This is a genomic window from Streptomyces sp. M41, assembly GCF_043673425.1.
Lineage (GTDB): Bacteria > Actinomycetota > Actinomycetes > Streptomycetales > Streptomycetaceae > Streptomyces.
In genome coordinates this window covers 14,912-28,833 of the sequence record NZ_JBIMKE010000031.1, presented here as the reverse complement: position 1 = coordinate 28,833, position 13,922 = coordinate 14,912, and the positions used below count along the sequence as shown (strand labels likewise).

General features: G+C 69.7%; 11 protein-coding genes. 3 read left to right on the top strand and 8 right to left on the bottom strand.

The genetic code is table 11. The annotated features are described in order from the left end of the window. Nucleotides 1-75 precede the first annotated feature (75 nt). The 8 genes from ACHBTE_RS29430 to ACHBTE_RS29395 form a co-directional block, all read right to left on the bottom strand. Nucleotides 76-657: an ATP/GTP-binding protein gene (locus ACHBTE_RS29430; protein ID WP_026248371.1), complete on the bottom strand. Its 582-nt coding sequence runs from the start codon at nucleotides 655-657 to the stop codon at nucleotides 76-78. Beyond that, nucleotides 638-1,210, bottom strand: a complete 573-nt coding sequence (locus ACHBTE_RS29425; protein WP_394727538.1) for a DUF742 domain-containing protein — start codon at nucleotides 1,208-1,210, stop codon at nucleotides 638-640. The genes ACHBTE_RS29430 and ACHBTE_RS29425 overlap by 20 nt, the downstream gene beginning before the upstream one ends. Before the next feature lie 93 nt (nucleotides 1,211-1,303). Continuing rightward, a complete protein-coding gene (locus tag ACHBTE_RS29420; RefSeq protein ID WP_004983065.1) occupies nucleotides 1,304-1,717 on the bottom strand; it encodes a roadblock/LC7 domain-containing protein in 414 nt (137 codons plus the stop codon). A 10-nt stretch (nucleotides 1,718-1,727) separates the two neighbouring features. Next, complete coding sequence (locus tag ACHBTE_RS29415) at nucleotides 1,728-5,018, bottom strand: nitrate- and nitrite sensing domain-containing protein (RefSeq protein WP_394727536.1); 3,291 nt, start codon at nucleotides 5,016-5,018, stop codon at nucleotides 1,728-1,730. A 388-nt stretch (nucleotides 5,019-5,406) separates the two neighbouring features. After that, nucleotides 5,407-5,982: an ATP/GTP-binding protein gene (locus ACHBTE_RS29410; protein ID WP_030051303.1), complete on the bottom strand. Its 576-nt coding sequence runs from the start codon at nucleotides 5,980-5,982 to the stop codon at nucleotides 5,407-5,409. Beyond that, entirely contained in the window at nucleotides 5,963-6,361 is a 399-nt protein-coding gene (locus ACHBTE_RS29405) for a DUF742 domain-containing protein (protein ID WP_003997626.1), read from the bottom strand. The genes ACHBTE_RS29410 and ACHBTE_RS29405 overlap by 20 nt, the downstream gene beginning before the upstream one ends. A gap of 115 nt (nucleotides 6,362-6,476) precedes the next feature. After that, a complete protein-coding gene (locus ACHBTE_RS29400) occupies nucleotides 6,477-6,890 on the bottom strand; it encodes a roadblock/LC7 domain-containing protein (RefSeq protein ID WP_030216565.1) in 414 nt (137 codons plus the stop codon). 9 nt (nucleotides 6,891-6,899) lie between these two features. Further along, nucleotides 6,900-10,646: a nitrate- and nitrite sensing domain-containing protein gene (locus tag ACHBTE_RS29395; RefSeq protein ID WP_394727533.1), complete on the bottom strand. Its 3,747-nt coding sequence runs from the start codon at nucleotides 10,644-10,646 to the stop codon at nucleotides 6,900-6,902. 603 nt (nucleotides 10,647-11,249) lie between these two features. Here ACHBTE_RS29395 and ACHBTE_RS29390 point away from each other — a divergent pair. The 3 genes from ACHBTE_RS29390 (at nucleotide 11,250) to gltX (ending at nucleotide 13,850) form a co-directional block, all read left to right on the top strand. Next, a complete protein-coding gene (locus ACHBTE_RS29390; RefSeq protein ID WP_394727531.1) occupies nucleotides 11,250-11,435 on the top strand; it encodes a hypothetical protein in 186 nt (61 codons plus the stop codon). Nucleotides 11,436-11,587: 152 nt separating this feature from the next. Continuing rightward, complete coding sequence (locus ACHBTE_RS29385) at nucleotides 11,588-12,373, top strand: fumarylacetoacetate hydrolase family protein (RefSeq protein ID WP_394727529.1); 786 nt, start codon at nucleotides 11,588-11,590, stop codon at nucleotides 12,371-12,373. After that, nucleotides 12,366-13,850, top strand: a complete 1,485-nt coding sequence (gene gltX / locus ACHBTE_RS29380; RefSeq protein WP_394727527.1) for a glutamate--tRNA ligase — start codon at nucleotides 12,366-12,368, stop codon at nucleotides 13,848-13,850. The genes ACHBTE_RS29385 and gltX overlap by 8 nt, the downstream gene beginning before the upstream one ends. The last annotated feature ends 72 nt before the right edge of the window (nucleotides 13,851-13,922 follow it).

Sequence of the window (13,922 nt, the reverse complement as noted above, 5' to 3'; positions counted from 1 at the left end):
CACAAACGGCCCGCGGCCACCTCCCGAAGGAGGTGGCCGCGGGCCAGAAAACCAAGTGCGTCCGGTCCGGTCCAGCTACCGCAGCCGTGCCATCAGAGCGTGCTCGACCAGCGTGATCAGCGCCGACTTCGCATCCGCACGGTGGCGGGCGTCCGTGGTGATGATCGGGGTGTCGGGGCCGATCTGGAGCGCCTCACGGACCTCGTCGGGGTTGTACGGCTGGTTGCCGTCGAAGCCGTTGAGGGCGATGACGAAGGGCAGGCCGCTGTTCTCGAAGTAGTCCACAGCCGGGAAGCAGTCGGCGAGCCTCCGGGTGTCGACGAGAACGATGGCGCCGATGGCGCCGCGGACCAGGTCGTCCCACATGAACCAGAAGCGGTCCTGGCCGGGCGTACCGAACAGGTACAGGATCAGGTCCTGGTCCAGGGTGATACGGCCGAAGTCCATGGCGACCGTGGTGGTCGTCTTGTCTCCGGTGTGGGTGAGGTCGTCGATGCCCGCGGAAGCAGACGTCATGACGGCCTCTGTGCGCAGCGGGTTGATCTCCGAGACGGCGCCGACGAACGTGGTCTTGCCCACGCCGAAGCCGCCCGCCACCACGATCTTCGCGGAGGTGGTGGAGCGGGAAGGACCGCCGCTAGAGCTTGCGAAGTCCACTGAGCACCCTTTCGAGCAGTGTCACGTCTGGCTGGCCGCCGGCGTTCTCGTCGCCGCCGGGCTGATGGATGGCGACCAGGCCCGCCTCCGCCAAGTCGGCGACGAGGATCCTGGCCACGCCGAGAGGGATCGTGAGCAGGGCGGAGATTTCCGCCACCGACTTGATCTCGCGGCAGAGGTTGCAGATCCGCTGATGCTCGGGCAGCTGGCCCTGCATCTGGTGCGGCTGCGCGGTGGTGTGCACCAGTGCCTCGATGGCGAGCTGGTAGCGCGGGCGCGTCCGGCCGCCGGTCATGGCGTACGGGCGCACCAGGGGGTTGTTCGACGCCCCGGCGGGCGCCGGCTCAGGGGCGCGTCGCTGCGGCTGCACCGGCTGGATGCGCGGCGCCGACGGCTGGTCGTACGGCGAGGGCCCGGGGCCCTGCGGTGCGTACGGAGGCCGCTGGCTCGGCGAGGAGGGGAAGTTGTACCGGTTCTGGGAACCGTCGTGCCGGCCCTGGGCAGGGCCGTACGACCAATTGCCCGATGACGAACCGTCTGGGGGTGTTGCCACTTTCTCCTCCTCCGACTGTGCCTGGCACCCATCTTGTGGAGCCGCGTCCCGAAACCTTACGGCCCCGGGACGCCAAAACGCACCGACTGTCTGTTAGTTGAGCAGGCTGCCTTGGAGCTCCGCACGCAGATCCGGCGTCAGGACCGTACCGGCACGGTCGACCAGAAGCGCCATCTCGTACCCGATGAGGCCGATGTCCGCCTCCGGGTGTGCGAGGACCGCGAGCGAGGATCCGTCGGAGATGGACATGATGAACAGGAATCCCCGCTCCATCTCCACAACCGTCTGATTCACGCTGCCACCCTCGAAGATGCGGGAGGCGCCTGCCGTCAGAGACGTCAGACCGGAGGCGACGGCCGCGAGCTGATCGGCGCGGTCGCGCGGAAAGCCTTCGGACATCGCCAGAAGGAGTCCGTCGGCGGAGACCACCACCGTGTGGGACACCCCAGGGGTGTTGTCCACGAAGTTGGTGATCAACCAGTTCAGGTTCTGTGCCGCCTGGCTCATCGGGCTCACACTAACGCTCCTGGTTGTAGGTGCTGTCAGGACCACTGTGCTGATTCCTAGTGGCCTGGCCGTTCGTTTCACTTCCCGCACTGCGACCCCGCTGGACACCCCGGCGCAGGTTGCTCAGCCTGCCCCGGACGTCTTCGGGAGCGCGGGAGACCTGTGGGCCCCCCTGGGGGGTGGTTGCGGCGGCTCCCTCGACCAGGTTGGCCTTGGGTACCCGCCGCGGCAGGCCGGAAGAGGTCACTCCGCCTGCCTTGGGCTTCCGGAGCTGCGCGGCCTGCTGCCAGCGGTCGTCGTTCTGTGAACGCCAGCTGCTGTCGCCGTTGCTCTCCGGTGTGGGGGCCGGGGCTTCCTGCCGCACGGGCCGTGCGCCATTGGTCCCGTTGGTGCCGTTGAGGGAACCGCGGCGGGGGAGCCCGGCGTCGGTCAGCTCGTGGGCGGCGGAGGGGGCCGGTCCCGGACGGTCGAAGCCTACGCGGTCCCGCTCGTTCCCGTCATCGGCCTGCGCGGATTCCGTTTCCGGAGCGTAACCGTCCGGGTAGCCGTTGCGGTAGCCGTTCTGCTGCGGCCAGTCGTCCTGGTGACGGCGCTGCTCGAAGGCCGGGAAGCTCCCCGGGGCCGAAGCGCCGGTGGCCGGGGGCTCCTCGCGGACCGGCTCCGGATACGAGGGCTCGGGGTAGCCGCCGCCGGACGAGAAGGTGTCGTTGTTCTGCTGGAGGCCGCCGTTCGGCGCGTAGTACGTGTCGTCGTACGACGCCCGCTGGGGCTCCTCGTAGGCGGCACGCTGAGGCTCGTCGTAGCCGGCCTGCCGCTCCTCGTACGGCGCCTGCCGCTGGTCCTCGTACGACGGCTGCGGGTCGTAACCGCCGGGCTGCTCGGGGAACCCGCCCCGCTCGTCGTAGCCCTGCTGACCGGTGAACTCGTCGTACCCGGTCGCCTCGCCCTCCTGGCCGGGCTGCTGGCCGTGGGCCTGCGCCTCCAGGGCCGCGCGGCGCTCCTCACGCATCAGGGAGCGGCCGACGGGGTCGAGATCGCGGATGTCGTCGGGGACCTCGGTGTAGCGGCTGTCGTCGAAGCCGAGCTCGGCCGCCGTGCGCATCGGCAGACCGTTGTTGAAGTCCTCACCCTGGAAGTTCTGCTCCGGGATGATCTGCGAGACGGTGAACTCGTCCTGCATCGGCTGCTGCTCGCCGCCACCACCATGGGTGATCGCGTCGGGCAGCATGACCAGCGAGGTCGTGCCCGCCTGCTCGCCGGAGGGGCGCAGCTGGACCCGGATGCCGTGCCGGTCGGACAGCCGGCCGACCACGAACAGGCCCATGCGCTGGGATATCGCCGCGTCGACGGTCGGCGGGTTGGCCAGCTTGTGGTTGATGTCCGCGAAGTCCTCGGCGGTGAGGCCGATGCCCTTGTCGTGGATCTCGATCATGACGCGGCCGTCGGGGAGACGGGTGGCGGTCACACGGACCTTGGTCTGCGGGGAGGAGAACGTCGTCGCGTTCTCCAGCAGCTCGGCCAGCAGGTGTACGAGGTCGGTCACGGCACGGCCGTGGATCTCGGCCTCCGGGACGCCCGAGAGCTCGATGCGCTCGTACTGCTCCACCTCGGAGGAGGCGGCACGCAGCACGTCCACCAGCGGGACCGGCTGGTCCCAGCGGCGGCCGGGCTCCTCGCCGGCGAGGACCAGGAGGTTCTCGCCGTTGCGGCGCATACGGGTCGCGAGGTGGTCCAGGCGGAAGAGGTTCTCCAGCTGGTCCGGGTCGGCCTCGTTGTTCTCCAGGTCGGTGATCAGGGTCAGCTGGCCCTCGATCAGCGACTGGTTGCGGCGCGAGAGGTTGGTGAAGATCGCGTTGATGTTGCCCCGCAGCAGGGCCTGCTCGGCGGCGAGCCGGACGGCCTCGCGGTGGACCTGGTCGAAGGCGCGGGCGACTTCGCCGATCTCGTCGCGGGTGGTGATCGGGATGGGCGCGACACGGGTGTCGACGCGGCCGGGGTCGGTGCGCGAGAGCTGGTCGACCAGCATCGGCAGCCGCTGCTCGGCGATACCGAAGGCGGCGTTGCGCAGCTGGCGCATCGAGCGGGACATCTGGCGGGCCACGGCACCGGCCAGGATGAACGCCACGAGCAGCGCGATCACGACGACGGCACCGGTGATGAGGGCGTCCTGCTTGGCGTCGTCGGCGATGGTGGAGGCCTCGTTCACCGCCTTGTCGGCCAGGTCGGACTCGATCTTCTGGTAGGCGTTGTACTTGAGGGTGTTCACCGCCCACCAGTTCTGCGCGGTGATGCCCTTCTGGGCCAGGGCGGCGCGGTCGCTCTCGGCGGTCGACGGCAGCGACACCAGCGCCGTGATCATGTCCTTGGGGTCGGCCGGCGGAGCCACGTAGTCCGGGTTCTTGGCGGCGGCCTCCTTGGCCAGGGCCGCACCCTCCGCCCGGATGTCCGTCTCGGCGTCCTTCAGCTTCTGCGCGTCGGCCTCGGTACCACCGGCGGTGTACTCCTCGATGGCGATGCGCTCGAGGTAGGCGTACGAGGACAGGGAGACCCGCTGGGTGGCGAAGCTGCCGGCGCCGGGGCCGGGCTTGACCAGGAGCTGCATACCGATGGAGCGCTCCAGCGACAGGGCCGCCTTCGTCAGCGAGATCGCGTAGACGGTACGGCCGTAGCTGGTGATGTTGCCGGTGCCCAGACCGAGCTCGTTGGCGAACTCCATCAGCGGGTGGGCGACCTTGACGTAGCCCTCCTGGGTCTTCACACCGCTGAGCTTGGTGGTGTACGCGGCGGCGCGCAGCTTGGCGAGTTCGGGCTCGGCCTCGCGGAACAGGTCGCGGCGGCGCTCCAGGCCCGGCTTGTCCGGCATGCTCTGGGCCGCCGCGTCGAACTCGTCGGCGGCCTTGTCCGTCGCGTCGCGGGCCGCGGAGACGGTCTTGTCGTCCGGGCCCTTGCCCTGGAGCAGCGGGGCGGCCGTGATGTCACGCTCGTTGTTCACGGCGTTGGCGTAGGTCAGCGCGGCCCGCACCAGACGCGCGGTGTTCTCCGCGTCCTCGGCCTCCTGCCAGGTGTCGATCGAGCTCTTCACCTGGAAGCCGCCCATGACGAGGCCGACCAGCACGGGTATGAGCAGGATCGCGTTCAGCCGGGTCGGCACGCGCCAGTTGCGCGGCGAGAACCGGCCGCCGCTGGGCGCCGGGGCCGCAGTCGGTTCGGATCCGGGCACAGGGGCGGGCGCCGCTCCGCGCGGCGGCGGGGTGAAGTTGCCCCGGGCCGACGGCTCGGGACTGTTCTTGCTTCGCCTCACTCGACCAACAACCTTCCGGCGGGGTCGGCACCTACGTTTGTGCCGCAGTGTCTCAGAGCCCAGTACGCCATCGAGTACGCAGTACTGCTGAGTACGTCTTTGACTATTGGGCAGTTCAGGCATTCCAGCACGCCTGCCTGCGCTCTTCCAAACAGTGGAAGTTGAGGATTCGACGTGATGTAAGCCCTAGATAAAACGGTCATAAAGAGCGAGCCCCGTCAAAAGACGGGGCCTTCGTGCGCGCAGCGACACCGATCGACCGCGACGCGTGGCGGTACCACCCGATTCCTCTGCCGAAACGTTATGAACAATGGAGCCGACCGTGTCAAAGGCCACAGCCGGCTCCGCCACATCTACGACAACTGCCGTATTGCGCTGCTGATTTGCGCTACCGCAGCCGCGCCATCAGGGCGTGCTCCACCAGCGTGATCAGCGCACTCTTGGCATCGGCCCGGTGCCGGGCGTCCGTCGTGATGATCGGCGCGTCCGGTCCGATCTGCAACGCCTCGCGTACCTCGTCGGGCGTATAGGGCTGATGCCCGTCGAACCCGTTGAGCGCGATGACGAAGGGCAGGCCGCTGTTCTCGAAGTAGTCGACGGCCGGGAAGCAGTCGGCGAGACGGCGGGTGTCCACCAGGACGACGGCGCCGATGGCGCCGCGGACCAGGTCGTCCCACATGAACCAGAAGCGGTCCTGGCCGGGCGTGCCGAACAGGTACAGGATCAGGTCCTGGTCCAGGGTGATACGGCCGAAGTCCATGGCCACCGTGGTGGTGGTCTTGTCCCCGGTGTGTGTGAGGTCATCGATGCCCGCGCTCGCGGAGGTCATCACGGCCTCCGTGCGCAGCGGGTTGATCTCCGAGACGGCGCCCACGAACGTGGTCTTGCCCACGCCGAAGCCACCCGCCACCACGATCTTGGCAGAGGTGGTCGCCCGGCCCGGTTCAGAGCTTGCGAAGTCCACTGAGCACCCTTTCGAGCAGCGTCACATCCGGAGCGCCGCCGTTGTTCTCGTCGCCGCCCGGCTGGTGGATGGCGACCAGGCCGGCCTCCGCGAGGTCGGCGACCAGGATCCTGGCCACGCCCAGGGGCATGGACAGCAGCGCGGAGACCTCGGCGACCGACTTCACCTCACGGCACAGGTGGCAGATGCGCTGGTGCTCCGGGAGGAGTCCCATGAGCGCTGCCGGGTCGGCCGTGGTGCTGATCAGGGCCTCGATGGCCAGCTGGTAGCGCGGCCGGGTCCGGCCGCCGGTCATCGCGTACGGACGTACCAGCGGCTGGTCGCCCTCATCCTCGTACGGCTCCGCGTACGGATCATGAGAGGCGGTGGGCGGGGTCATGAATCCTCCGGGCTGGGGACAGCAAGTCGGTCAGTCAAGCCGTCGGGGTGAGGGCCAGTGGGGGGATTGTGGCGGCCGGACGGTGATTTGGTGAGACGGGTGGATCCGGGGGCGTTCAGTGGAGCAGACTGCCTTGGAGTTCGGCGCGCAGATCCGGCGTGAGCACCGCGCCCGCGCGATCGACGAGCAGCGCCATCTCGTAGCCGACGAGGCCGATGTCGCATTCCGGGTGGGCCAGCACGGCGAGGGACGAGCCGTCCGAGACGGACATGAGGAAGAGGAACCCCCGTTCCATCTCGACGACCGTCTGAGCGACGCTGCCGCCCTCGAAGATCCGGGAGGCGCCCGCCGTCAGCGAGGTCAGGCCCGACGCGACGGCCGCCAGCTGGTCTGCACGGTCGCGTGGGAAGCCCTCCGACAGTGCCAGCAGGAGTCCGTCGGCGGACACGACGACGGTGTGGGACACACCCGGGGTGTTGTCCACGAAGTTGGTGATCAACCAGTTGAGATTCTGTGCCGCCTGGCTCATCTGGCTCAACTAACGCTCCTGCTGGTGAGTGGGGCTCGGGAAACTGCCCGTCTGGCCGGTGTTGGCCTGACGACCTTGCGCGATACCCCGACGGAGATTGGTCAGCCGGCCGCGTACGTCGTCAGGCGCACGCGAGACCTGCGGACCAGCTTGGTGCTGTTGCTGCTGAGCCGTACCCGGGACGAGGTTCGCCCTGGGCACCCGGCGCGGCAGGCCGGAGGTGGTGACCCCGCCCGCGGCCGGCTGCCGTACGCGCTCGGCCTGCCGGACGAGGTCGTCGTTCGGCGAGCTGCGCCAGGCGGTCGATGAGGTCCGCTGCGAAGCGGAGGACGGCTGCGGAGCCGCCGCCGGAGCCTGCGGCTGCTGCTCCGGCTGCTGCGGGGAGGCTGCCGGAGCCGAGCCGTCGGAGCCCGTCTGCCGGCCCTGCTGACCGCCGTGGAACCAGTTGGTCTCCAGCGTGTCGTACAGGGGCGTGCGTCCGTCACCGGGGCCGGTCGCGGGCGGCAGCGCCTCGGGCTCCTGGCGGGCGGGCCGCTGCTGCGGACGCGCCGGGGCCGGGGGCTGCTGGGCGCCGAAGCCGGAACCGTTGCCGTAGGCGCCGTTGGCCTGGGGGCGCTCGAACTGACCGGTGGACTCGGGGTTCTGCCGGCCGGGCAGGGAGTGCCGGCCGGTCGAGCCGTTGTCGTAGCCCTGCGGAGCGGCGAACTGGCCCGTCTGCGACGGGTTGCTCTGGCCACCCTGGCCGAAGACGTCCGGACGGACGAACTGGCCCGTGTTCTGCGGGTTGTTCGACACCGAGCCGGGGAAGTCGGCGGGGCCGTGGCCCTGGCGGCCGTCGTTGCGCGGGACGGCCGGCATCTGAGTCGTCGAGTCGTGGCCCTGACGGTCGTCGATCCGCGGCATCCGGGACGTCTGCGAGGGGTCCTCGTCATGTCCGCGCGGGGCGTCGAGCGAGGCGCGCGGCACCGGCGGCTGGGCGTTCTCGTCGCTCCAGCTGGGGCGCTGCTGCGGGGCGCCGCCCGGCAGCTCGGCACGCGCACCACCGCGTGGCGGCAGCTGCGGCCGGCGACCGGCGCGGCGGCTCTTCTCGCCGCCGGCGGAAGGCGGCGTCTGGGGCCGCGACTGCTCACGGCCGGCGGAGCCGCCACGGGCACCGCCGAAGGCGTCCTGTCCGGCACCGAAGGCGTCCTGACCCGAACCGAACGGGTCCTGACCCGTGCCCGCCGCCTGGAGCCCCTGCGGCGCACCCGGAGCCTGGCCACCACCGAATCCGGCACCGGCACCGGCCGGCGGCCGGCCCTGTGAGGGCGCGCCCGGACCCTGCGGTCCACGCGGGGCACCCGGAGATCCTCCACCGTCACGGCCCGGCAGCGCGGCCCGCGGTCCCTGACCGGCGCCCAGCCGGCCCCCGCCGGAGGCACCGGCACCGAGGGCACCACCCGGCGTACCGCCGGGTGCACCTCCGCCGAGGGCTCCGCCGGCGGCCTGGGCCTGACGACGTGCGGCTGCGGCACCGGCGGCGGCCTGCGCGGCGGCCGGACCACCGGAGCCACCCGGGCCACCGGGGCCGTTCGGGCCGGTCCTGCCCGGAGCGGGCTTCTTGCCGCCCTGGGCGACATCGACGGGCAGCATGACCAGCGCGGTCGTACCACCGGAGTCGGACGGACGCAGCTGGATGCGGATGCCGTGCCGCTGGGAAAGACGACCGACCACGAACAGACCCATGCGGCGGGACACCGACACGTCCACGGTGGGCGGCGAGGCGAGCCGCTCGTTGATCGCGGCGAGGTCCTCGGGGGAGAGGCCGATGCCGGTGTCGTGGATCTCGATCAGGACGCGGCCGTCGGGCAGCGCGTGACCGGTGACCTTGACCTTGGTCTGCGGGGAGGAGAACGAGGTGGCGTTCTCCAGCAGCTCGGCGAGCAGGTGCACGAGGTCGTTGACGACCCGGCCGGCCACTTCGGTGGTCGGCACGGAGGCCAGCTCGATGCGCTCGTACTGCTCCACCTCGGACGCGGCGGCGCGGAGCACGTCGACCAGCGGGACCGGGCGGGTCCAGCGGCGGCCGGGCTCCTCACCGGCGAGGACGAGGAGGTTCTCACCGTTACGGCGCATGCGCGTCGCGAGGTGGTCGAGCTTGAACAGCGAGGACAGCTGGTCCGGGTCGGCCTCGCGGGACTCCAGTTCGGAGATGAGCGAGAGCTGACGCTGGATGAGGCCCTGGGAGCGGCGCGAGAGGTTGGTGAACATCGCGTTGACGTTGCCCCGCAGCAGGGCCTGCTCGGCGGCGAGGCGGACCGCCTCGCGGTGCACGTCGTCGAAGGCCGCGGCCACCTGGCCGATCTCGTCCCGGGAGTGCACACCGACCGACTCGACGGACGTGTCGACGTCCTGCGGGTCCGACTCCGACAGCTGCTTGACCAGCTCCGGCAGCCGGTCCTGGGCGACCTTGGTGGCGGTCTCCTCCAGGCGGCGCAGCGAGCGGATCATGGAGCGGGCCACCACGAAGGCGCCGACCAGCGAGACACCGAGCACGATCAGGATCAGCGCACCAGAGATGATCGCTTCGCGCTCCGACTCGTTGCGCAGCTCGCGGGCCTTTTGCTCCATGTCCTCCAGCAGCGTCGTCTCGATGGCGCGCATCTGCTGGATCTTGGTGGTGCTGTCGTCGACCCAGTCGCGGTAGGAGCGCTTCTCGAGGTCGTTGAGGGCGTTCGGGTTGCCGAGCGCGCGGTTGGCGTACTTGTCGCTCGCCGTGATCGTCGGGTTGTTCCGCTCGATCGACTGGAGCAGGTCGGCGGCGGCCTGCGTGCCGTAGATGTTGCGGAAGGCCTTGATCTCGGAACGCTGGCTCGTCAGGGCCGACTCGGCGTAGAGGCGGTCGTTCTCGGAGAGGTCGCCGACGGTGTCGTTGTTCGCGGGCAGCGCCGCGGCCAGGACGGCCCGCTGGATCGACGCGTACTCCTTGGCGTTGGAGAAGGCCGCCAGGGCACGCGTGCTGCGGATCATCTCCGGGTTGCTGGTCGCCTCCGCCATGTCCTGGGAGAGGTCGAGCAGGTTGGTGATCAGACGGTGGTAGGCCTCCACGGTCTGCGTGGAGTTGCGCTTGGACTCGTAGGCGGTGCTGCGGATCTTCTCGATGTTGCTCAGATCACCGACGAGCTGGACGAGGTTGTCCCGGACGCCCTTGAGGTTGCCGTCCTTGCTGTTGTTGTCGACCTCCTCGGAGGCCTCCCGGAAGCTGTCCGCGGCCCGGTTCGTCTTGTCCCGGTAGCCCTTGACCGTGTAGTCGGTCGCCTTGGCGCCGTGCGCGAGGGGGCCGGCGGACTGGTCGCGCTCCTCCTGGAGCGCGGCGGCGAGCTCGGTGGCCCGCTTGGTCATGTCCGTGAGCAGCTTCATGTTCTCGAGCTGCTGGATGTCGTCCATGTTGTCGCTGATGCGCAGTGCGCCCAGCGAGGTGGCCGCGACCACGGGGAGGGTCAGCAGGGCCACGAGACGCGTGGAGATACGCCAGTTGCGCAGGGCTATTCGCGAGCCGGTGCCGACCATGCTCTTCGCGGTCCTCCTGGCCGGCGAGGCGGAGGGGGCCGTCGTACCCGGGGACGCCGACACGGCGGGGCGCCCGGAGCGCTCACCGCTGTCGACCGATGGGGCCGGGCCCTGGTTCTGGGCGTGCTGGGGCGAGGGACCTCGGTCGGTCCCGCCGTGCTCCGGCTCCGCCGAAGCGCTGCCATCCCTCTTGAAACGTCCCTGCACTAGCGTCGCAACCTCTGGACCAGGCGCCCCTCCGCGTGAACGGACGGACACGGTGTCGGCGTGTCGGGGAGCGCCCTGAATACGCTCCCTGATGGTCGTGGTGGACCGGCGCTGGCTCCCCCTTCTCGCCGCCACAAGGCGCTCGCTGCGCCCCCTGTGCGCCGGCTCGATCCTGCGGCGGTCCGTGGAATTCCAGCACAGTGCAGGATCTCCAACAAGGCCCGTAGGTCGAGCCGTGACATACGTGACACCATGTGGTGACGAGATTACCTGGCGTAGAACCTTATCCCGCCCAAACCGGACGTATGCCCGCGAGCCGACAAGGCGTGAGAGGTGTCCCAGTCGCCATGATCAGGAGCGGAATGATGGCTTCAGGTGCCCAATGTCCGTTTCGGTACGGTCAATTGCCAGCCTGAATTGCCCGTTTTATTCGCTGATCCGTGAGCAAACTCACACGCCTATCAAGCGTCTTGACGACTTTCCGTGGGAACCGCGTGTCTAGCCTGACGCTTTACAGGAGAGATGTTTCTGCCAACCCGCGCCCGGACTGCCACCTTCAGGCCCGTCCGCGGCGCCTCGTCACGACAGGGCTGAAGTACAACCGTGAAGACGACGACGATGATCCGCACGATAGCCAACCCGCGGCGCACGACGCTGGTGCACCTCGACAGCGCCGGCGGCCTTCACGTCCCGCCGCAGCCGGAGCACTCCGTCGACCTTCCCGCCCAGACCGCCAACCCCAAGCGCACCATCCTCCAGGAGATCCCCGTCACCGTCACCGCCGTCTAGTACGCGGGCCGGCAGGCGATCGTTCAATCACGTACGAGCATCGGCCGTACGGCCGCCGGGGCGCCCGCGGCAATGCGCGAGGCGCCCGCCCCTCACCGCGTTAGCCTGGAGCGTCAGACTCCAGCCGGCTCAAGTGAGAGGCGCCAGATCCCGTGCGCATCGCCAGATTCTCCATCGACGGGAACGTCGCCTTCGGCGCGGTCGAGGGCGACAGGCCGGACGAGCTCGTCCTGGACATCATCAAAGGCATCCCGTTCGCGGACTTCGAGCTCTCCGGCACCAAGGTGCCGCTGACCAAGGTCAGGCTGCTGCCGCCGGTGCTCCCCAACAAGGTCGTGGCCTTCGGCCGCAACTACGCCGAGCACGCCCGCGAACTCGGCAACGACGTGCCGGACGCCCCCTTCGCCTTCTTCAAGCCCTCCACCGCGGTGATCGGCCCCGGCGACGAGATCCAGTACCCGTCCTTCACCGAGGACCTCCACCACGAGGCCGAGCTGGCCGTCGTCATCGGCCGCATGTGCCGCGAGGTCCCGCGCGAGCGCGTCAAGGACGTCATCTTCGGCTTCACCTGCGCCAACGACATCACCGCGCGGGACGTGCAGAAGCGCGAGAAGCAGTGGGCCCGGGCCAAGGGCTTCGACACCTCCTGCCCGCTGGGCCCCTGGGTGGAGACGGACCTGGCCCTGGAGACCGCGGCCGACCTCACCATCCAGCTCACGGTGAACGGCGAGCAGCGCCAGCTGGGCCGCACCAGCGAGATGATCCACTCCATCGAGGACCTGATCGTCAACATCTCCGAGGCCATGACGCTGCTCCCCGGCGACGTGATCCTCACGGGCACCCCGGCAGGGGTCGGCCCCCTCAACGTCGGCGACGAGGTCGCCGTCACCATCGAAGGCATCGGCACTCTCACCAACAAGGTTGTCAAGCGTGGCTAGCGCACCCGGCACTCCCGTTCGCGTCCGTTTCTGTCCCTCGCCCACCGGTAACCCCCATGTGGGCCTGGTCCGCACCGCCCTGTTCAACTGGGCGTTCGCCAAGCACCACCAGGGCACCCTGGTCTTCCGCATCGAGGACACCGACGCGGCCCGCGACTCGGAGGAGTCGTACGACCAGCTGCTCGACTCGATGCGCTGGCTGGGCTTCGACTGGGACGAGGGCCCCGAGATCGGCGGCCCGCACGCGCCGTACCGCCAGTCGCAGCGCATGGACCTCTACAAGGACGTCGCGGCCAAGCTCCTCGAAGCCGGACACGCCTACCACTGCTACTGCTCCCAGGACGAGCTGGACACCCGCCGCGAGGCCGCCCGCGCCGCCGGCAAGCCGTCCGGCTACGACGGCCACTGCCGCGACCTCGCCGACGCGCAGGTCGAGGAGTACAAGGCCCAGGGCCGCGCCCCGATCGTCCGCTTCCGCATGCCCGACGAGACGATCACCTTCACGGACCTCGTCCGCGGCGAGCTGACGTTCACCCCGGAGAACGTCCCGGACTACGGCATCGTCCGCGCGAACGGCGCGCCGCTGTACACGCTGGTCAACCCGGTCGACGACGCCCTGATGGAGATCACCCACGTCCTGCGCGGCGAGGACCTGCTCTCCTCCACGCCCCGTCAGATCGCTCTGTACAAGGCACTGACCGAACTGGGCATCGCCAAGCAGACCCCGGCCTTCGGGCACCTGCCGTACGTGATGGGCGAGGGCAACAAGAAGCTCTCCAAGCGTGACCCGCAGTCCTCGCTGAACCTCTACCGCGAGCGCGGCTTCCTGCCGGAGGGCCTGCTCAACTACCTCTCCCTGCTCGGCTGGTCGCTCTCCGCCGACCAGGACATCTTCACGACGGACGAGATGGTCGCGGCCTTCGACATCGCCGACGTGCAGCCCAACCCGGCCCGCTTCGACCTCAAGAAGTGCGAGTCGATCAACGGCGACCACATCCGCCTGCTGGATGTGAAGGACTTCACCGAGCGCTGCCGCCCGTGGCTGAAGGCCCCGTTCGCCCCCTGGGCCCCGGAGGCCTTCGACGAGGTGAAGTGGCAGGCGATCGCCCCGCACGCCCAGACCCGCCTCAAGGTCCTGTCGGAGATCACCGACAACGTCGACTTCCTGTTCCTGCCGGAGCCGGTCTTCGACGAGGCGTCCTGGACGAAGGCCATGAAGGAGGGCTCGGACGCCCTGCTGCGCACGGCCCGCGAGAAGCTGGAGGCGGCCGACTGGACGTCCCCGGAGTCCCTGAAGGAGGCCGTCCTGGCCGCCGGTGAGGTTCATGGCCTCAAGCTCGGCAAGGCCCAGGCCCCGGTCCGCGTCGCCGTCACCGGCCGCACCGTCGGCCTGCCCCTCTTCGAGTCCCTCGAGGTCCTGGGCAAGGACCAGACGCTGGCCCGTATCGACGCGGCGCTGGCGAAGCTGGCCGCGTAACCCTGCCGAAGCGCACAGGGGCGGCACCCGGTGGTCCGGGCGCCGCCCCTTCTTCCTGGGCGCGGACGTCGT